Origin of the sequence: Chryseobacterium sp. SIMBA_029 (assembly GCF_046535275.1) — a bacterium.
In the GTDB taxonomy this organism is placed as follows: domain Bacteria; phylum Bacteroidota; class Bacteroidia; order Flavobacteriales; family Weeksellaceae; genus Chryseobacterium.
The window spans coordinates 349221-370416 of record NZ_JAWRXA010000002.1 but is presented as its reverse complement, the minus strand read 5'-3'; the positions used below and the strand labels follow the sequence as shown (position 1 = coordinate 370416).

Below are 21196 nucleotides of genomic sequence, written 5' to 3'. Positions count from 1 at the left end.
ATTATTTTAAAAGTATTGTTGAATTTTAATTAAGATGAAGGTCATATGCTCCGGCAACTTCTGTTGAAACTTCTCCAAGCCAGCCTGCTTCCTGATTGACGCCGGTATATACTTTTATAAAGTCGATGCCCGGAAGTTTTACATAATGTCCGTTTTTGTCCACCGCCCAAGAAATATCAATATTGGAGGCTTCATCATTATTTGGTGCATTGTCCGCATAGCCGAAATCATACGACTTCCCTACCCAATAAGTCCCCGCTCCGCTTTGGTCGTAAAAATTATCTTTAAGCCTAGTTCCCAGGAAGCTGTAACTGGCATCTGAGATCCATAAAGGATAATAGCTTTGTGCATGGAAGGTATTTTTGGTTTTAAATCCTGAATTCCCATAATTATCTTCCCATTTGATGTACTCCACATCAGTCTGCCAAAGTTCACTTCCCGGAACGGTAGGCTTGTTTTCATTGGGTTTGAAGTAGGTTATATTGTAATTTTTAGTGGTTGTATTTTTAAAGTATTCACTTCCCGCGATCTCATACCATTCGTCATCATCAGGTTTACCGTTTCTGTTTTTGTCATAAGCCACCATGACAATTCCCGGCTCGCAAGATCCTGATCTGGGATCGTTGGCATCATTTCCCCAGAAAGCATTTCCCAGAATTTTAAAATCTCTCCCATCCAGGTTTGGAATGGTATGATCGAAACCCACTGTAACATAACCACCATAGCCTCCTAAAGTAATCATGGAAGAATTCCCTCCTACCAGGGATTCTTTGGCTTTTTGAATCATCTGGGCAGCATTGCTTCCGGAAATATATTCGGGAATTTCATTCGTAAACTGCCCTACACCAGGACGAAAATCAAAAACATTGGAAATGTATTTGCTGTAAGGAGTTTGCTCCTGTTTTACAATGATGGTTGATTTGTATGTTTTTACGATTCCATTCACTTCCACTTTCAAGGTTAAAGGATAGGTATTCGCTATATGACTAATAAAATCCAGGTCTGAATTTTCAGAAATAATAGAATCATTGATAATCCAGGTCAGTTTTCCATCAACTTTAGGATCAATATTTAAAATTTTCAGGCGGTCTATCGTGTAAGAATCCTTAAGAACTACCGAAGGAACCGTAACTTCTGCCACTACCTCATCGGTGTCGCTTTTACAGGCTACTGTCCCTATTAAAACAGAAGACAAAAGCACCGTTTTTATCATCGTAAGAGTTTTTCTTTCCATTTTTTTGATTTAATTATTTATATAAAAAGACGAAATGAGCGGGAATATTACCCCCTTCAGTCTTCCATTTGAATTTTCCGGTTTTATCAAAACAGTAGACATACCCCGTTGAAACATAATTCCGGGCATCGGTAAGATAAATATCCTCAGTGATTGGGTTTACCGCTATTCCATAAGGTGTTTTAATGGCATCTACATATTGCTGATCAATAATTTTGTTGGAAATGATCTGCTCAGTCTTCACATCGATAATTCCGAAGGATTTTGTGTAAGAATGGGTGTTGTAGTTGAATTCATTCCCGTAATAATAGAGCTTGTCATTCACGATGGTCATTTCGCTTACGGCAATATGAAAATCTTTTTTCACCACACCGGTCGCAGCATCTACGAGGAATAAACTGGATGGGATATTGTAATAATCTCCTCTGGACGTCACATACAGATCTCCGTAATTATCTTTTTTAATATGGTGAAGGTTGATGGCTACGTCTATTTTCTTGGTTTCTTTAAATGTCGAAAGATCCACCACAGAAACCGTTCTGTCATAATTAGGAAATTTATATCCTCCTGAATTGGCTACAAAAAGCTGATTTCCTATAATTTCCATTTCCTCAGGCTGGTAACCTACTGTAACTTCCCGCTGGATAGAAAGAGAGACGGTATCTATTTCGGCTACTTTTCCTAATGGTGCGTTGGGATCAAGAGAAACAGGACCCGCATAGCTTGATGCGTAGGCTTTTCCATCTTTAAACGTAATGTATCTGCAATTTTCCAGCTGAATGGTTTTAAGACGTTTCGCCGTCTTTGCATCCAGTACTTCAATTTTGTTGGAAACATTAATCACTGCATACATCTTACTTCCGTAAATCTGAATATCATTCCCTACATCTCCCAATTCTTTTACGACAGTCGGGTTGATCTGTGCATAAATATTCCGGTGGTAGATTCCGGTTTTATAATCAAAAAAATCCAGGGTCGCTTTATTGGTTCCCATATTTCCTTCGTTCAGCAAATAAAATCCTTTGATGGGAAGATCTCCTTCAGCCGGGATAAGGTAATCCAGCTCTTCACGGTCAACATATTCATCGGTTCTGCAGGAAAGAACAGCAACAAACAGTAAGGCCCACAGGCAAAAATTGAGTTTTTTCATAAGGTATAGCTTAGAGTGAGTCTGAAATTTCTTCCGGGCATCGGATAACTCAGCACGACTTCATAGAATTGGTTTAGGACATTATTAACTTCCAGGCTGGTTTTAAACTGATGCCCCTTCCATCTGAATTTTTTCTGAACGGAAAGATCATGGGTATACCAAGGCTGCACATGATTGGCAGGTATGTTATTCTGATTGATGTCATACCTTTCCCCTACATACATAAAACTATAGTTGAAGGCCCAGTCTTTATAATCCGCCATCAGCGTAAATGTTCCACTGTGCCAGGGCGTATACGGAATCTGATCTCCGAAATAGGATTCTTCTCTGCTGGTAAAATCGCGTGCACTTTGGAAGGTATAACTCAGCAAAGGTTTTACCGTTACATTTCCCAGCTTCAGTTCTCCCTGGATATTGACATCAGTCCCTATAATTTCAACTTCTCCCAGATTATACATTGACCACCGGAACATACTTCCGTTGGGTGCCGCAATAATCTTGTTCTCTACTTTATTAAAATAGCCGTCTACTTTTACATACCATCCTTTAAAGACCGGATGATCATACAATTTTTGGTAAGTAAATCCCAGATTATATTGGTTGGTAAATTCAGGTTTCAGGAAGGTATTTCCAATATTTGTATAATACAGATCGTTGAACGTTGGCATCCTGAAAATACGTTTATAAAAAGCTCTTACAATAAAATCTTTACCATCGAAAGGCTGATAGCTTAAAAATGCAGCCGGTGTCCATTCAGCTTTATCCGGAGATTTGGTGTTGAGCTCTACTTCTTCGTGAACAAAAGTTCCTAATAAGCTTCCCAAAAATTTAAGTCTGTTCCAGTGATAGGTGGTGGCAAAAGCTACCAGTGAAGTGTACCTTGTAGGGTAAGAGAATAATTTGAGATCCGAGTCCAGCATATTATACTGGAAATCTGCGCTTGCACTTACCTCCCAGTTAGGATTGATCGTATACAGACTGGAAGAAGACAAATACACTTCCTTCTGAATATATTGATTGTTTATTTTTATGGAAGAAAGCGTATCGACAAAATGAGTATAGTCGTAAGCAAATTTTGCTTTGAACTGGGTTTCCAGTTTTGGGAATATTTTTTTCCTGAAATTACCCTGCACAAAATAATTTTCATCTATCAGGCGTTGTCCCCTTGCCCCGAAACGGTTATTGACAATAGCCCCGGGGATTCCGCGGTTTGATATATAGCCATATCCTCTTACATTCCAGCTTCCGTTATTCATTGTTCCGTTAAAACTGGTTTCAAAACGCTTTGCCCGGATATCCGAATCGTATCTTTTCGCAATAGTATCATTGGCGATCTCACCGTCAGGATATTTCCTGGTATACCGGAATTTATAGATCCCGTCACTCTGCATAAATTCTGAACTGAAACTGGCCGATACTTTATCAGAAATCTTCTGCTCCACCCGAATCGACGGATTGAATAAGTCGATGGAGCTATTTTTTACCCTGATCGTCAGATTGGTTTTTCTTCCGTTTTTAAAACTTGGTGTTTTAGGCTGCAGGTAAATAGATCCTGAAGAACCAAAATCTTTGGCCGGCTGGAAAATTTCACTTTTCTGTCCGTTGTACAGCGAAATTTCTTCAAGATCATCTAAAGAAAACCGTCCTAAATCTACTAAGCCGTTCTGGGCATTCCCCAATTGGATTCCATCATAAAAAACACCGACGTGCTGGCTTCCCATACTTCGGATGTTAATCGTCTTCAACCCTCCTATTCCGCCATAGTCTTTAATCTGGACACCGGAAAAATACCGCAGGGCATCTGCCACCGAATGACTGTTAAGCCTTTCTAATTGCTCTCCTGACAACGTTTGTGCAGGAAGGATTTCTTTAAGATTTTTTTTATAGAGATCGATCTGAAGAATTTCTTTTTCCCTGAGGCTGTCCTTCGACTGGGAAAATAAAAACTGCCCTGTTATCACAAGAATTGCAGTAACTGATCTGTAAAATTGAGAAGTACTATATTGTATTACCATTAGCTCACTTGAATAATGATAACGCTAATGGATATGGGAAAACCATGACAAAGCACAGCTTTAAACTGCACAAAATCAATGATGTCCTAAGCTTTATTCCACGAAAGCGTCAAACGTTAATTGTCCGGCAGGTCTTCTGACTTACTCCATTTTTGAAATCCTTCCCATTTTACAACAGTGGATATATTCTTCAAAAACTTTGGTTTGGAGCTTACAGCAGCGGGTCTGTTCCGGATTTTCACCGGATTCCCTTTTAAGCGCTTTTTATGGCGCACCAGATTCCGGCAAAGATAGAAAATTATTAAGATATCCAATAAAAGGCTTAATAAATTAATTTTCAATAGGATAAATACAAATCCCAAGATAATCTGTCTCCTATTAAAAACTTAAAGTGTCGTTTTTATCTAAAAATTTTCTATAAAAAAACCTTACAGATTCTTGAAATCTATAAGGTTTGTACTCCAGCTTGTTTACACTTTTAATTTTACCCACAATGCCATAAAAGCTTTTTAAACATTTTAGCTTTTTAAGGTTAAATGATTACGTATACTAAGTTCAGCTAAGTGTAAAAAATCATATTTTTATTCATCATACAGAAAATAATCTGCTTAATTAGAGCCATCTGCGCGAGCTAAAACATAATCATCTGTGAAATGTGTAAAATCTGTGGTCATAAAATTTAAACCACCTTAATTTTTTAATCTTAAATCTACATCATTTCACGTCAAATTCCCACATTGATAAACAGGCTAAATCTGGATTTTGCTTCAATATCGCCTCCTGCCAGATTGGAATAGGCAGGCAGCATCACTTCTCCTCCTAAACTCAGGTTTTTATAAGCTGCTTCAAAGCCAAGTTTTCCATATAAAGCACTGCCCGCGGTATTGGGCAGCACTTCATTAAACTGTCTGTTTCTGTCATACACTTCACCCTGAAGTCCGCCTTTTCCGGAAACAATCACCTTTTCATTTCTGTAAAGCTGATAAAATCCTGCCGCTGCATAATTCCATTGACTTCCAAATCGGTAGTGTTTTTTATTTTCGGTTTTAACAGCGTAATCCGTATTGAAGAGTATTGCCAGTTTATTTTTTTGATATTTATAGTTCAAAACCATCTGATAATCCCAGCTTCCGGTTCCCAGCTGAAAACTGGGATTCACCCCGGTGATTCCTTTTTCATCAAATTTTCCCAGTGGAACTTTCACTCCAAGGCCTCCGTTGAGCTGATGAAAAGTATTTTTAGAATTCAGGAGCTGGTAAATTCCCATTACATTCATATCTCCGATTCCACTGATCCGGATATCTCCCTGCATTGTCTGTTTCTCATGAAAATGAAAAGGAAGACTGGCATATACACTTAGTTTTTTAGTGAGTGGAATTTTCCCCCAAAGCTGAAGGGTATTAAAATACTGATCCTGCGTAAGATCTTTTACAAATAAATTTTCTTTGGCCTTATAGTGCTGGACAAAATATTTAATCCCGATGAACTGAGGATTCAGCAGGGATTCAAAACCTGAGGAGCCGTTTCCGGCAGCACAGCCGCAAGCATCACAGTCATCATCAAGGATAACTTTATTGTAACTTATTGTCGGGATATAAAGACTGTCCCTGATGGTTGATGCCTGGCAGACTGTCAATACAAACAGACTGATTATTACAATGATCTTTTTTATGTTATGTTCCATTTATTCTGCAAATTTTGGATTGGTGATAAAATTGTTGTCACTGAGTGTTTTCAGAAAAGCAATAATATACTGCTTATCCTGCCCCGTCATGGGAATTCCGATGTGTCCGTTCTGCTTCAGCTGTGGATCAAGATTGGCATTGTCTTCTACGTTATCCGAATAAAAATTGAGGACTGCGTCCAACGTATAGAATCTTCCGTCATGCATATAAGGAGCTGTATACTCTATATTTCTGAGACTCGGAACCCGAAATTTCATCCAGTCATTCTGATCCAGGGTTACCCGGTAGCGTCCGGCATCTTTAAACTGACTGTTGTAATACATTCCGGTATTGCGAAAACTTTCATCGGTGAATAATTCTCCGCTGTGGCAGGCTGTACATTTTTGCTGAAACAGAGTCATTCCCTGAGATTCACCAGCAGTAAAAACGGCTTTTCCCTGTCGGTATCTGTCGTATTTGGAATCTGCAGAAATCATGGAGGCCATAAACTGCGATAAGGCTTTCAACACTCTTTCCCCTGTAATGTTTTCATCGCCGTATGCTGATTTGAAAAGCTGTTTATATTTTGAATCCGCATTGAGTTTGGAAATCACTTCCGGCATCGAACTGTCCATCTCATTGGCGTCTGTAATTGGAATAATGGCCTGTTCATTGAGGTTATGAATCACTCCATCCCACATATACCGTTTCAGGAATGCCATATTCTGAACTGCCGGAGCATTTCTGATTCCTATCCGGTCATCAACACCATGGCTTACGGTATGCCCGTGGTGGGTAAATGCATTTTCCTGAATATGACAGAATCCGCATGAAATGGTATTATTCCGCGAAAGCCTGCCTTCATAGAATAATTTCCTACCAAGTTCAACGCCGTTTTTTGTTATCGGATTCCCGGACTGATCAAAAGTCATTTCAGGAAAATAAGAAGGGATTTGCAAATGGTAAGCCTCATCTTTATCTAAAGGCTGAATAACCTCATCGGAACATGACACAACACTTAACAAAAAAATCAATGTCCATCCTATAGCAGAAAGCATTCTAGTCATTGTGAACATGGTCTACTTTAAACATTTTGGTTATATTATTCGTCACATTCACCAAATGCTGGCTTGATCCCATCATCATATCGTTCGTAGTGCTCAGCGTAAGAGGGATATCTCCGCTGAGATATTGATTGAGATTCGCCAGAATATGGATGGAAGGCGTAATCTGATTGGTTACCCTTGCTGTAGTGGGAAGGTTTAATATAATTTCCCGGTATAGATCAGGAGTATTATTGGCCGTAACATTTCCCATATTTCCTGTATGGTTCATGAATTCTGTATTGGGAGCTCCGGTTCCGTATTTACCTTCCAGTTTCACAAAAACATAGCCAGCTGCCCAAGACCATGACATTCCTTTTTGTTTGGCCTTATTCCAAAATTCAGCCTGCCCGTCCTGTCCCAGTAAATAAGCGTTCTGGCTGAGTCCTAGTCCGAATTTTATTTTTTTATAATTATTTTTCGGGATCTCATTTAAGTTCAGATAAATAATCCCGGCAACGGCATCAGCCTGGTCGATAATGAAAGCCCCTTTATCGGGGTTATTTTCATTGTACTTGAATTCATTTGCATTTTCATCAATCAAACTGATGTTACTGATCATATATTTCAGTGCAGAAAACTGATGTTTCTGTCCCTGGGAAGAAGTTTGGGTAGTCTGATTTAAAACGATATCACCCAGGTTATTGAATCCGTTTTCAAATTTGAGCTGAAGTTTTCCTGAAGTTGTAAGGTCTGTAGTATCTTCCTCGCTGCTGCTGCATGATGTAAGGGTTATTACAGTAAAGGCAATAAAGAATAATGATAAAAATTTATAAATTTTCATGTTGATTTTTTAAGTTGAATAATGTTGATGATAAAGCATAGAAATGCTCTTTGAATGGTTGTACATTCAATTTTTATAATAAAAATAATTGATGGTAACTTAAAAAACCGGTGGCCTGAAAACAGAGGGAAGAAACAGAAAGGAGTATGCTGTTTCGTATGTAAAATTGAAACTGGAAAACAGTGGTTTTTCCGTGATGGTTATTTCTGCAACATCAGGAAGAATGTAAATATCTAAGATTTTCTGTCCTGAATTTTTTGTTTTATGAAGAGGAGAAGATTCGGTATCGTTTGTTTTTGCAAGCTCTTTGCTCAGGTAACATTTTCCATTACAGTGAAGCTCCGGTTTGCTTTTATTAATACAGAGAACTTCTGAAATATAATGATAATCTGCAACATACTCTACGATGGGGATCAGAGGCCTGACCACCATATAAAAAGTAAGGAATATGCTGCAGATTAATTTCATGAATTATTTTTTGCTGATGGCATTTTCATATCTTTTGCTTACTTCTTTCCAGTTCAGCACATTCCAGATGGCAGCAAGATAATCAGCTCTTTTATTTTGATATTTCAGGTAATACGCATGTTCCCAAACATCAATTCCTAAGACTGGAGTACCTTTCTCTTCCACTACATCCATCAATGGGTTATCCTGATTAGGAGTTGAAGAAACGAACAGTTTTCCGTTTTTATCTACAGAAAGCCAAGCCCATCCTGATCCAAAACGGTCTGCTCCTGCTTTGCTGATCTTTTCTTTAAAAGCATCCATACTTCCGAAAGATTCATTAATGGCTTTTGTTAATTGTGCAGAAGGCTGGGTATTTTTTACCGGGGTAAGCATCGTCCAGAAAAGTTCATGGTTGAAATGTCCACCCGCATTATTTCTCACGGCAGGACTTAATGTTGATACTTTAGAAAGGATTTGGAACAGGGTTTCTTTTTCCTGAGGTGTTCCTGCAATCGTTTTGTTCAGGTTGGCAACATAGGCAGCAGCATGCTTCGAATAATGGATTTCCATAGTCTGGGCATCGATAGAACCTTCCAATGCGTTGTAAGCATACGTTAAAGGGGTCTGCTTAAACTGGGCAAACGCAAACTGCGCCGCAAAAACTGCACTTAAAGCAGCTATTTTCATAATCTTCATAACGTTTTGTTTTTGTGGTTTAACACTATTATTTTAATAATTTCTTGATATCTTCTATTAATATTTCCCTGTCTGGATGGTATTTTCCTATCAGTTTAGGAAGTTTTCCTTCCGGATCTTCGTAGTTTAATCCTGAATAATACAGAATCGGCATGTTGTCTTTATTGTATCTGCACCGGATATTTCCTTCCTGATCAACCAGAGCGATCATTCCGCTGTGGTTCAGGCTTTCACCTTCGTCTTCTTTATCGCCTACATAGATATTGAACTGGTCTGCAATCTTTCCTATATAATCCCTGTTGCCAGTTAAAAAATGCCAGTTGGGTGATTTCACACCAATTCTTTCTGCATGTTTTTTCAGGATTTCAGGAGTATCGTGTTCGGGATCAATACTGATGGAAACAATTCCAAATTCCGGGTTGTTGATTTCGTCTTCAATAGCTCTCATATTGCTGTTCATTACCGGGCAGATGGTAGGACAGCTGCTGAAAAAGAATTCTACCAGATATACTTTCCCAAGCATATCTTTATTGGTAATCTTTTTGTTATTCTGATCGGTCAGCGTAAAATCCGGAACTTTCATTACAGTGTAGAGGTTATTTTTAAAATAACTCATTCCAACTCCTATCGCCAAAAATAACAGGGCTATAACGGCAATCGGGATAATAATCTTCCTTTTGGCGCTGTTATCAGTCTTTTTACTTCTGGGCATACTTCTCTGGATTTTTTTTGAACTCGTCTTTACAGTATACACTGCAAAAACCGTACGTTTTATTTTTATAGACAGCCGTATCTTTGGTATGCTCTGTATTTTTCATGTGACAGATCGGATCTTCGGCATTGACTATTTTTACATTTTTCATAGGGTTTCCAGAAGAAGCTGTGCTCTTTTTATGCTTTACTTTAGGTGCCTCCTGCGCACAGGACAGCAATGATAGTGACAGTAAAGCTGTCAAAATAATTTTAGATTTCATTGTAAGTATCAATTGAAATTAATAATGATCGTTTATAAGAAGTGAATGGGTATTAAACTAAATAAATGGGTTTGTAATGTGAAGATCATTCAAAATCTTGTTACAAACTTATGGTATCATTACAAAAATATGCTTTGATAAAGCTATTGCAATCAACGGTATATTTAGTTTAAAATAAAAATCAGACCAGCGGGGGATGGAATATTCTGGAAAAATATTCTGATGTATGGGAATTCAAATATCCTGAACCGGAGTTTTTGACAAGAAGTTCACCTTCATATTGTTTTGAGAACGAAAGAATATCGTGGTGAAGAAAAACATCAATGACAGAAATTTTAATGGTTTGAGGATTGGTTTGCTTTTCTGTTTTTGCCAATTCTTTTCCCACGTAGCATTTTCCTTTACAGGTAGATTGCGGCACATTTCTGTTTTCACAAAGATTTTTTACGATGTAATCATAGTTAACAGCGTAATTGATCAATGGCAAAACAGGGCGTATTGCAATGGTAAAGATGATGAATATGGATAATAAAAATTTCAATGATAAATTCTGTCCTACAAATATACTACTGAAAATGACTGTATGCTTCATTCCTGATGAAAATCATTGATCTTATTTCAGAAAAACAAAAGCCCCGATCCCTATATACAGGTATCGGAGCTTCATCATCGCCTTGAATTTTGTGCTTTCATAAAAGCATCTGTGAATTCTTGACTTTATTTTAAAAATTCATTCTCTGTATCCTTACGGCATTCAGGATGGCCAGTAAAGCGACTCCAACGTCTGCAAAAACCGCTTCCCACATGGTTGCCAACCCTCCGGCTCCCAAAATAAGTACGATCCCTTTCACGACAAATGCGAGGATGATATTCTGCCAGACAATTTTTTTGGTTTGTTTACCAATGTTGATCGCCATTGGGATTTTACTTGGTTTATCATCCTGAATCACGACATCAGCGGTTTCAATGGTGGCATCACTTCCGAGTCCGCCCATTGCAATTCCTACATCACTTAAGGCAACAACAGGAGCATCATTCACCCCGTCCCCCACAAAAGCGACTGTCTGGTTTTTTGCTTTGATCTCTTTGACTTTATTCACTTTATCTTCGGGTAATAAATCCCCAAATGCATTATCGATACCCAGCTGCTCTGCTACAAATTTCACCACAGTACTTTTGTCTCCGCTCAGCATTGTTGCTTTTACATTCATCTTATGAAGTTTATCAACGGTTTCTTTGGCGTCTGCTTTTATACTGTCTGCAATCGTGATGTAGCCTGCAAATTTTTTATCATAAGCAATGGCAATGATGGTGTATACGATATGAGCAGGATTAAGATCATAGCTGATGTTAAATTTATCCATCAACTTGAAATTTCCTACCAACAGTTCTTTTCCGTTAACGGTTGCTTTCAGACCATGCCCGGCAATTTCTTCCATATGCTCTAAGGGAATAGAATGGTTGATATCACCAACATACTCATGGATTGCAGTTGCTACAGGGTGTGTACTTTTACTTTCCAGGGTATTGACCATTTGCAGGATTTCGTCTTTATTAAATTCAGAGGTAATGCTTACTTCCTGAACTTTAAAGACTCCTTCTGTCATTGTTCCTGTTTTATCCATCACTACATTTTTGATTTCTGCGATACTGTCCAGGAAATTACTTCCTTTAAACAGGATTCCATTACGGCTGGCAGCTCCTATTCCTCCAAAGTATCCCAAAGGAATTGAGATCACTAATGCACAAGGACAAGAAATCACAAGGAAAACCAATGCTCTGTACAGCCAGTCTCTAAACTGATAATCGCTCACAAAAAAGTAAGGCAGCAGGCAGATCAGAATAGCAAGGATGACTACAATAGGAGTGTATATTTTCGCAAATTTCCTGATGAACAGTTCGGTTGGAGCTTTCTGTGAAGTAGCATTCTGTACCATTTCCAGGATCTTACTCAGTTTACTGTCCTCATAAGCGGTTGTAACTTTTACTAATGCTACCCCATTCATGTTAATCATTCCCGCAAGCACCGCTTCATTTTTGTTTTTTGTATCAGGTTTGCTTTCTCCGGTTAAGGCAGCGGTATTGAATGATGCTGAGTCTGAGATCAGCTCACCATCCAATGCCAGCTTTTCGCCCGCTTTCAGCTGAATGGTATCTCCAATTTTCGCTTCCTTTGCTTTAATGGTTTTTGGCTGGTTGTTTTCCATTACCGTTACCTCATCTGGACGTTGGTCCAGCAATGCTTTTATATTTCCTTTGGCTCTGGACACCGCCATGGTTTGAAATACTTCTCCTACGGCATAAAAAAGCATTACGGCAACTCCTTCAGGATACTGCCCGATAGCGAAGGCTCCCACTGTAGCAATTCCCATTAAAAAGAATTCTGAAAATACGTCTCCTTTAGTAATACTCTCGAAAGCTTCTTTCAATACCGGTATTCCTACAGGGATATAGGCAACTCCGTACCATAGGATACGAACCCATCCTTTGAACCATTCTGTTGGTATATAATTATCCAGCGCTACTCCCAACAGCAATAATACTAGGGAGATTATTGCAGGAAGGAACATCTGAAAGACCGTTTTATCTGTATTGTCGTGAGAATGATCATGATCGTGTCCATCTCCTTCGGTATGAACGTGATCTTTTTCGTGGCTGTTTTTTGGCATTTTATGCGCTTCCATACGTGATAATTTTAAACAAAATTAAGGGTAAACTTCATGCAATACTATTGCAAACTTTCAAGACAGTGTTCACAGATTCCTTTGGCAAAAAGCCTTATTTCATCAATTCTGAAATTGGTCTTTGTGTTTTCAGGGAAAGAAATATCTTCTCTGCATGTGGTCTGTTTGCAGATTTTGCAGTAGAAATGAAGGTGCCAGTCTTTATGCATTTTTTCGTTGCAGCCGTCATCACACAATTTATATTTTGTAGTGGTATTTTCCTGGATACTATGCACAATTCCTTTTTCCTCAAAGGTTTTTAAGGTTCTGTAAATGGTCGTCCTGTCGGCATTTTCAAAGTGATGTTCCACTTCGGATAAGGACAGGGCACTTTCCTGAGAACGTAAAAAATCGTAGACCAAAATCCTCATGCTTGTAGGTTTGGTATTTTTATCGATGAGTTTATTTTCAATTTCTTTTTTCATTTTGATGGTTTAATTAATGAATACATTTCATGAAATTAATCATAAAACGGAATACTGTTTCCTGATAAAACAACTCTAATTTAGGCATAAAAACCGAGATTATACGCTATCAGAACCTGAATATTCACGTCTTATTCCCTTATTCATGCTCTCCTGAATTTACCAGTTTCGCATTTACAAAAAAGGCATTTTTCACTACGATTTTTGCATCAGATGGGATCGCTCTTACGGGAGTGATGGCTGTATATCCTACATCAGAGGTTCCTTTTACGACTTCTATCTTTTCAAAATTGATGGTTTTCGCATGCTCTTTCGTTTTCCCTTCTTTTTCTCCGGCTTCTTCATGTTCTTCCGGTTTTTTATCGGTTTGTACGAAGATGTAGTTTTTACCTTCCGCATCTACGATGGCTTCATTAGGGACAGCTGCTGTTGTGCTTTTATCGAGGCTTACAATCCCTGTGATATTCATTCCGTCGATCAGTCCTGCTTTATTTCCGGTAACGTCACAGTGCACTGAAATTGTTTTACTTTCATTTTCGAAAGAGGATCCGATGCTGTAGATTCGGGCATCATATTCTGATTCCGGATTATTGGTCAGTTTGAAATGAACAATCTGTCCTACTTTCATTTTGGGAAGGTCTGTTTCAAAAATCTGCAAGTCGAGGTGTATTGAACTGTTGTCTATGATTTCCGCAACGGGCGATGACACATCCACATAACTTCCTATCTGTGCAGAAATACTGCTGATCGTTCCGCTGATCGGAGCTGTAATAACTAAACCGGATCTCATATTTCCATTGCTAACTTTTCCCGGGTTGATTCCCATCATCTGAAGTCTGTTCTGCAAAGACGCTTTCCTGCTTCTTAGTGTTTTTAGCTCTGCATCGGCATTCTGAAGATTTTTCTTTGCTCCGGCATCATTATCAAAAAGTTCTTTCTGTCTTCTGTACTCCTGTTCGGCAAAGGTAATTCTGCTGTTTACCGTAAGATAATCTTCCTGAAGCTGGATAAATTCGGGATTCGCGATGGATGCAATTATTTGTCCTTTCTTTACAAAACTTCCAACCTGAACGTTTAAGGTTTTAATAATGCCTCCATACAAAGAAGTGATGGTTGCTTTATTATTATTCGGAACCCTCAGCAGGCCGTTTGCTTTAATGGTAGAGGTCAATTCTTTCATTTCTATTGAGCCTAAAGTGATTCCAACAGACTTCATTTGCTCTTCCGTCAGGGCCGCAATGGTTGGCGCTACTTCTTCATTATGTTTTTCATTCTGCTCGGTTTTTACAGCAGATTTCTCCGTTGATTCTTCTTTTTTTCCACAGCTCATGATCAACAAGGAAATGATTACCAGGCATATGCTATTATATTTCAGTTTCATATTATTTATTAAGTATTGAATTAATCGTCACTACAGATTGATTGACCTGCTGGATGGATTCTAAGTATTTTAATTGAATGTTCGTAGCTGTCTGAAGGGCAAAAAGATATTCCACATACGTGATTTCTCCTGTTTTATACCCCAATTGGCCTGCTTTTACTATTTTTTCAGCATTAGGAATTGCCTGATTGACATAATACTCATACTGCTGTACATCCTGCCGGTATTGGTTAAAAGCATTTTCCAATTGCGCCGAAAGCTGTTTCTGCTGTTGTTTTGCATTCATTTCGGCCATCTGTTTCTGATATTCCAACGACTGAATCCTTGCTTTGGTGGCACCGAATGTCAGCGGAATTGAAACTCCAAGATTTACGGAATTGAAACGGTTTGAAGCATTAAAATACTGCTCCACTCCGTTTTTGATACCGGGTCCTGTAAGTGACTGATTGGTATATCCGATTGTAAATTCAGGAAGCCCCATTGATTTTTCCACGTCTTTATTCTTCTCGGCAATTTCCATTTCCTGGTATAAAGCTTTTACAGAAGGATTGTTTGCAATAGCCGTACTATCCAGAACCATTTGCACTTTGAGCGGTTCATAGCCTTTTTGATCAGGGATCTCAATATCCTGTGGCGTATTTAACAGTGTCTTTAAATTTTTATAAGCATTGCTGAGGTAGACTTCATTCTGCTTTAACAGAAGATTAATTTCCCCTTTCTGAGTTTCCGCAGTATTTATTTCGATCTTTTTGACATCTCCGGCTTTAAATCTCACCGTTGCAATTCTGATAAAATCCTGGTAGAGGCTGTCGAGGTTACTCAACTTCGATTGAGTATATTGGAGATATTCAATCTGATAATAATATGTGCGAACCTGCTTCATCAATTCATTCACAGATATTTCTTTTTCAATCTGTCTGCTTTTAATATTTTCATTAATTAATTCTTTCCTGGCTTTGAACAACGTAGGAAAAGGAACACTTTGCGAAATAGAGAATGACTGATCGAATTTCGGACTGTTATATTGGCCTAACTGCGCGTTAAAATTGAGTTTAGGAAGTTCATTCGCGGTCTGTTTCAACGCTTCCTGCGACTGGATGCCCAACTCTTTAGATTGTAGGGTCAGGTTATTCTTTGCAGCTATTTCCATGGCCTGTTCTACGGATATCGTTGTTGATTGTGCTTTAAAAGTCTGTCCAAGGCATAAAAATCCAAGCAGTACCACGGCAGTAGTCAATTTTGTTTTACCAAAAGTCCCTGATATTTTTGAATTAAAAATAATGTACAACATCGGAAGTACAAATAAAGTAAGGAAGGTAGCACTTACCAATCCGCCGATGACTACCGTTGCCAAAGGTTTTTGAACTTCCGCTCCCGCACCTGTAGAAATTGCCATTGGTAAGAAACCTAAGGAAGCCACCGTTGCTGTCATTAATACGGGTCTTAATCTGCTTTTTGTTCCTTCATATACTCTCTTTAAGACATCTGTTTCACCATCTTTCTCCAATTGATTGAATGTTCCAATCAAAACAATCCCGTTAAGTACGGCCACTCCAAAAAGGGCTATGAATCCAATTCCGGCACTGATGCTGAAAGGCATATCTCTGATAAGAAGGGCAAAAACCCCACCGATAGCACTCATCGGAATAGCAGTAAAAATTAAGCCTGCCTGCTTCAAGGAGCGGAAAGTAAAATACAGCAGCATAAAAATAAGAAATAAAGAAACCGGAACAGCAATCATCAATCGTTTGCTTGCTTCCTGTAAGTTCTCAAACTGTCCGCCGTAGGTAAAATAATATCCGGACGGTAATTGTATTTCCCTATCCAGTTTCACCTGAATATCTTTTACTACACTTTCTACATCGCGGTCTTTTACATTAAAACCTACTACAATTCTTCGTTTTCCCTGTTCACGGCTGATCTGCGCCGGTCCCAGCTTATAGCTGATTTTAGCAACCTGAGAAAGGGGAATCTGTGCTCCTGAATTGGTGGAGATCATCAGATTATTCACATCTTTAATATCTGTTCTGTGAAGGCTGTCCAACCGGACTACGAGATCAAAACGTCTTTCATTTTCAAACACCTGGCCTGCACTTTTTCCTGCAAATGCCGTACTTACTGCATTGTTGACTTCTTCAATATTCAATCCGTAATTGGCCATTCTTGTCCTGTCATATTCAACATTAATCTGCGGAAGACCGCTTACACGCTCAATCTGAGGGGAAGTTGCTCCTTTCACCGTTTGAATAGCCCTTCCTACTTTATCGGCATATATTGCTAGTGAGTCCAGATTTTCTCCAAAAATTTTGACGGCAACATCCTGTCGTACTCCGGTCATCAATTCATTGAAACGCATTTGTATCGGCTGGTTTTTTTCAAAAAATACTCCGGGAATATTTTCCAATTTTTCACTGATCTCATCGGCCAACTCATCATAGGATTTTTTAGATTTCCATTCGCTTTGAGGCTTCAATACTACAATCATATCAGTCGCTTCGGGAGGCATCGGATCGGTAGGAACTTCGGCAGAACCTGTTTTTCCCACCACCATTTTAACCTCATCAAACTGTTTGATAAGTCTGGAAGCCTGCATAGAGGTTTCAATACTCTGGCTTAATGAACTTCCCTGGGGCAGGATACAGTGGAACGCATAGTCTCCTTCCTGTAACTGAGGAATAAATTCTCCACCCATATTTTTAAAGATGAAAACCGTAATCACAAAAATGAAAAAAGTTGCTGATACGATTATGTATTTTAACTGAATGGCTTTCTTCAACAAAGGCTGGTATATTCCCTGCAAAGCATCCATCATTTTGTCGCTGATTGTTTTTTTATTTTGGATATTCTTTGAAAGAAACAGCGCACTTGCCATCGGAATATAGGTAACGGATAAAATGGTCGCCCCGATAATCGCAAATCCTACGGTCTTAGCCATAGGCGTAAACATTTTACCTTCTACTCCTGCCAGCGTAAGGATCGGAATATATACGATCAGAATAATAATCTGCCCGAATATGGCACTGTTCATCATTTTGGATGCCGCTGTTCCTACTTCCTGATCCATCTGGACCTGCGTAAGTTTATTTTTATGGTTTTTATGCTGAAGCAAATGCAGCGTAGATTCTACAATAATAACCGCTCCATCTACAATAAGCCCGAAATCTATAGCCCCCAGGCTCATTAAATTGGCACTTACCCCAAACACATTCATCATCCCCAATGCAAATAACAGCGAAAGAGGAATAGCTGAGGCAACAATCAACCCTGCTCTTAGATTTCCGAGGAAAACAACAAGCACGAAAATAACGATCAGGGCACCTTCAACCAGGTTCTTTTCAACAGTACTAATAGCCCGGCTCACCAAATCGGTTCTGTCAAGAAAAGGTTCTATCACGACATCGTCCGGAAGGGATTTCTGAATGTTGGGAATTTTATCTTTGATATTCTGCACTACTTCACTGCTATTGGCGCCTTTCAGCATCATTACAACACCGCCTACTGCATCTACTTTTCCGTTGTAGGTCATGGCCCCATAACGGACAGCACTTCCAAAGCGCACATCCGCAACATTTTTTATAAAGATCGGCACACTTCCCGTTTCATTTTTTACGGCAATATTTTTAATATCCTCCAGTGACGATACCATCCCTATTCCACGGATAAAATAGGCATTAGGTTTTTTATCAATGTAAGCTCCGCCTGTATTTTGGTTATTTTTCTCCAAAGAAGTAAAAATATCTGTAATACTTACTCCCATGGCTTTTAAGCGATCAGGATCAATGGCAACTTCGTATTGTTTTAATTCACCCCCAAAACTGTTGACTTCAGCAACGCCGGGTGTCCCGTTCAGCTGTCTCCGTACGATCCAGTCCTGCATACTGCGGAGTTCCTTGGCATTATATTTATTTTCACTTCCTTTTTTTGGATGCAGGATATACTGATAGACTTCTCCAAGCCCTGTACTTACAGGAGCCATTTCAGGCGTTCCTACTCCTTTGGGAATTTCTTCTGCCGCTTCTTTTAATTTTTCACTGATCAGCTGACGGGCAAAATAGACATCGACATCTTCTTTGAAAACTACTGTAATCACGGAAAGTCCGAATCTTGAAATACTTCTGGTTTCTTCAATATCGGGAACATTCGCAATACTTTGTTCAATGGGAAATGTCACCAGCTGCTCCACTTCCTGCCCTGCGAGGGTGGGGCATACTGTAATAATCTGCACCTGATTGTTGGTAATATCAGGTACGGCATCTATAGGCAGCCTGGTAGCACTCCAAACTCCCCAGATAATCAATAATAGGGTCATACTTCCAATGACGATCTTATTATTGATACTGAATTTAATGATTTTATCTAACACAAATTGGGTTTTAATTTGTGATTATCTACATGGCTTTGAGGCGTTTTTTAAACGACAATATTAATATGAGGGTTTGACCTAACATATTGCACCAAGGTGCCTTAAGCAGAAAAGCTTTTAGGCAGATAATCAATTTAATTTTATCGAAATACTTACTGTCATTCATATAACAGCAGGCAAAAATACCATGAAGTTCTCTGCAATGGAATTGCAAAGTTTCAAGCATCATTTAGAAAGCAAATGTTTCTAAAAGCAATACAATTAAATTTTAGGAGGTTGCCAGATATGGTCGTACACCTGATAGGCGAAATTATTTTTCTGAAAAAGAATTTTCTTAGAAAAGTACATATTCATCTGCACCGGAATGTCTATTACTGAAACCATTTTGAAAGCCGAAACGGTAATCTGGCAACAGCTGCAAACACAAAGCGGCGAACAGATATCGCCTTTATCTTTGGAATGGGATCCCTGGATATTTAATGACAATTTTGTATCATCTGAACCTGAAGGACCGCGCACATCTTCACAAGGCATCAGTGTCAATGCCATGAAATAAAATGCTAAGAGCAGTCTCAATAGGTTCATATGGACAAAGGTAGAGATTTTTTTCTAAAAGTAATTTACTGCTTATAATAGAATAAATTTGAAATAAAACCAATATTATTAATAAAAAATTAACAATTATTTAACAATTCCAACAACAAACACAAATATCTACAAATAAGCAACTTAAATCTTCTTACCGTGATTTTTTCATTATATTTGCGCTCAAAATTTAAGACATTTTAACTATAATGAATATAAGATTATTAGCGGCTGCTTTGTTATTTTCAACATTTACTTTCGCACAATCCTGGAATCTTACTGGAAATTCCGGAACAATCCCAACAAACAACTTCATAGGGACAACTGATGATCAAGAAGTTGTTTTTAAAACTAATAATATCGAAAGACTAAGACTATTAGCAGGTTCTAATGGAAACGGTATTAGTATAGGAAGCAGGATTGCACCCGGAGCACCAGTGGGAGCAAGGTTAGAGATTGTAAGTGTATTATGCAATGGTTGTTTTTCTACTTGGGCTGTCCCATCAGACCTTGTAATTAGAAGTGTGGGAGGTAGCAAGAATATGGAATTCCATATGCCTAACGATAATGCTGTAGATCCCAATAGAGATGTTACCACTCCGAATTCACCGGGAATCACAAAAATAAAATTTTCTGATGTTGTCCATAAAAGCAGCCTTGTAATTTTCAATACCGGGAAAGTAACCGTCGGTACTGATCAATATGACAGTGATCCTAACTATATTTTTTATGTGAGAAAAGGGATAAAAGCTGAACAAGTGAAGGTAGAAAATCCAGCTGCGAACGGATGGGCAGATTATGTTTTTAAGAAAGACTATCAACTGAGATCTCTGGAAGAAGTCGAGAAACACATTGAGCAAAAAGGCCATCTTCCTAATATTCCTTCTGCGAAAGAAGTAGAAGAAGACGGGATCAATCTAGGTGAAATGGATGCTAAACTTTTGGAAAAAATAGAAGAACTTACCCTTTATTCTATAGAGCAGAATAAAAAGTTAAAGCTTCAGTCTGAAAAAGTTGAGAAACTTGAGAAACTGGTTGAAAAACTTCTTTCTGAACAAAAATAATATAAGATTTTCAAAGTTCATTATACTTTAATATCTCAATAATTTACTCTCAAGATGAAAAAAAATATACTTTCTCTATTTTCTTTATTGATAGGTTTTCTAGGCTTTTCGCAGACTGAAGTTTACTTCAAATATGACGAAACGGGAAATCAACGATACAGAGGACCTAACTCTGCCGGAAAACAAGCTCCTGAAGAAACTAAAACAGAAGCAAAAACTATCATTCCGGAAGTAAAAACAGCAACCCTTATGCAGGCTGCACCTGCTATGGATGAAAAAACGTTCTGGAAACAGATCAGGCTCTACCCTGTTCCTGTGAATAATTTCCTTACGATCGACTGGACTGAAGAAGCAGATAACCTGATTGAATCTGTTTCTATTTATCAGCACAGCACCGTTCACTGGAAATTCCAACAACAGAATATTTCTGGTCTTAACCGCCAGCTCAAAATTGATATGTCCGGTTATGATTGGGGAGTCTATATTCTCCGTTTTACCTTAAAAGACGGAAGAGTCTTCGGCAAAAATATTACGAAGAGGTAGATTGTTCAAAATTGAAAATTAAAGAATCTAAAGGTTTGAAAA

At 38.5% G+C, this 21196-nt stretch carries 18 protein-coding genes and 1 riboswitch; of the genes, 2 read left to right on the top strand and 16 right to left on the bottom strand.

Annotated features, from left to right (window positions below; translation table 11 throughout):
- Positions 1-25: 25 nt before the first annotated feature.
- From SB679_RS04860 to SB679_RS04785, 16 genes are all read right to left on the bottom strand, one after another.
- Complete coding sequence (locus tag SB679_RS04860) at positions 26-1234, bottom strand: cell surface protein (protein WP_410701079.1); 1209 nt, start codon at positions 1232-1234, stop codon at positions 26-28.
- A gap of 13 nt (positions 1235-1247) precedes the next feature.
- The gene (locus SB679_RS04855) at positions 1248-2384 is read right to left on the bottom strand and encodes a YncE family protein (protein ID WP_410701078.1); all 1137 of its coding nucleotides are present in this window, start codon (positions 2382-2384) and stop codon (positions 1248-1250) included.
- Positions 2381-4399: a TonB-dependent receptor gene (locus SB679_RS04850; RefSeq protein WP_410701077.1), complete on the bottom strand. Its 2019-nt coding sequence runs from the start codon at positions 4397-4399 to the stop codon at positions 2381-2383. Before SB679_RS04850 ends, SB679_RS04855 begins: the two co-directional genes overlap by 4 nt.
- 108 nt (positions 4400-4507) lie before the next feature.
- A riboswitch (cobalamin riboswitch) is annotated at positions 4508-4693 on the bottom strand.
- Between the two features lie 430 nt (positions 4694-5123).
- On the bottom strand, positions 5124-6083 hold the full coding sequence (locus SB679_RS04845; RefSeq protein WP_410701076.1) for a transporter: 960 nt from the start codon (positions 6081-6083) through the stop codon (positions 5124-5126).
- On the bottom strand, positions 6084-7139 hold the full coding sequence (locus SB679_RS04840; protein WP_410701075.1) for a cytochrome-c peroxidase: 1056 nt from the start codon (positions 7137-7139) through the stop codon (positions 6084-6086).
- Complete coding sequence (locus tag SB679_RS04835) at positions 7123-7950, bottom strand: MbnP family protein (RefSeq protein WP_410701074.1); 828 nt, start codon at positions 7948-7950, stop codon at positions 7123-7125. The genes SB679_RS04840 and SB679_RS04835 overlap by 17 nt, the downstream gene beginning before the upstream one ends.
- Before the next feature lie 99 nt (positions 7951-8049).
- Positions 8050-8418 carry a hypothetical protein gene (locus SB679_RS04830; RefSeq protein WP_410701073.1) on the bottom strand — a complete coding sequence of 123 codons (369 nt, stop codon included), beginning with the start codon at positions 8416-8418 and terminating at the stop codon, positions 8050-8052.
- A gap of 3 nt (positions 8419-8421) precedes the next feature.
- Entirely contained in the window at positions 8422-9096 is a 675-nt protein-coding gene (locus SB679_RS04825) for a superoxide dismutase (RefSeq protein WP_410701072.1), read from the bottom strand.
- A gap of 28 nt (positions 9097-9124) precedes the next feature.
- Positions 9125-9808, bottom strand: coding sequence for an SCO family protein (locus tag SB679_RS04820; protein ID WP_410701071.1), 684 nt, complete (start codon positions 9806-9808; stop codon positions 9125-9127).
- Complete coding sequence (locus SB679_RS04815) at positions 9795-10070, bottom strand: YHS domain-containing protein (RefSeq protein WP_410701070.1); 276 nt, start codon at positions 10068-10070, stop codon at positions 9795-9797. Before SB679_RS04815 ends, SB679_RS04820 begins: the two co-directional genes overlap by 14 nt.
- Positions 10071-10251: 181 nt before the next feature.
- Positions 10252-10611, bottom strand: a complete 360-nt coding sequence (locus SB679_RS04810; RefSeq protein WP_410701244.1) for a hypothetical protein — start codon at positions 10609-10611, stop codon at positions 10252-10254.
- A 181-nt stretch (positions 10612-10792) separates the two neighbouring features.
- A complete protein-coding gene (locus SB679_RS04805) occupies positions 10793-12442 on the bottom strand; it encodes a heavy metal translocating P-type ATPase (protein WP_410701243.1) in 1650 nt (549 codons plus the stop codon).
- A gap of 356 nt (positions 12443-12798) precedes the next feature.
- A complete protein-coding gene (locus tag SB679_RS04800; RefSeq protein WP_410701069.1) occupies positions 12799-13218 on the bottom strand; it encodes a Fur family transcriptional regulator in 420 nt (139 codons plus the stop codon).
- A gap of 139 nt (positions 13219-13357) precedes the next feature.
- Positions 13358-14599 (bottom strand): efflux RND transporter periplasmic adaptor subunit, encoded by a 1242-nt coding sequence (locus SB679_RS04795; RefSeq protein ID WP_410701068.1) that lies wholly within the window; start codon positions 14597-14599, stop codon positions 13358-13360.
- Position 14600: 1 nt separating this feature from the next.
- Positions 14601-18962, bottom strand: a complete 4362-nt coding sequence (locus tag SB679_RS04790) for a CusA/CzcA family heavy metal efflux RND transporter (protein ID WP_410701067.1) — start codon at positions 18960-18962, stop codon at positions 14601-14603.
- 261 nt (positions 18963-19223) lie between these two features.
- Entirely contained in the window at positions 19224-19547 is a 324-nt protein-coding gene (locus tag SB679_RS04785) for a DUF6660 family protein (protein ID WP_410701066.1), read from the bottom strand.
- 209 nt (positions 19548-19756) lie between these two features.
- Here SB679_RS04785 and SB679_RS04780 point away from each other — a divergent pair, with 209 nt between their 5' ends.
- Together SB679_RS04780 and SB679_RS04775 are read left to right on the top strand one after the other, a co-directional pair.
- Positions 19757-20611, top strand: coding sequence for a cell wall anchor protein (locus SB679_RS04780; protein ID WP_410701065.1), 855 nt, complete (start codon positions 19757-19759; stop codon positions 20609-20611).
- Positions 20612-20665: 54 nt separating this feature from the next.
- Positions 20666-21154: a T9SS type A sorting domain-containing protein gene (locus SB679_RS04775; protein ID WP_410701064.1), complete on the top strand. Its 489-nt coding sequence runs from the start codon at positions 20666-20668 to the stop codon at positions 21152-21154.
- Positions 21155-21196: the final 42 nt, after the last annotated feature.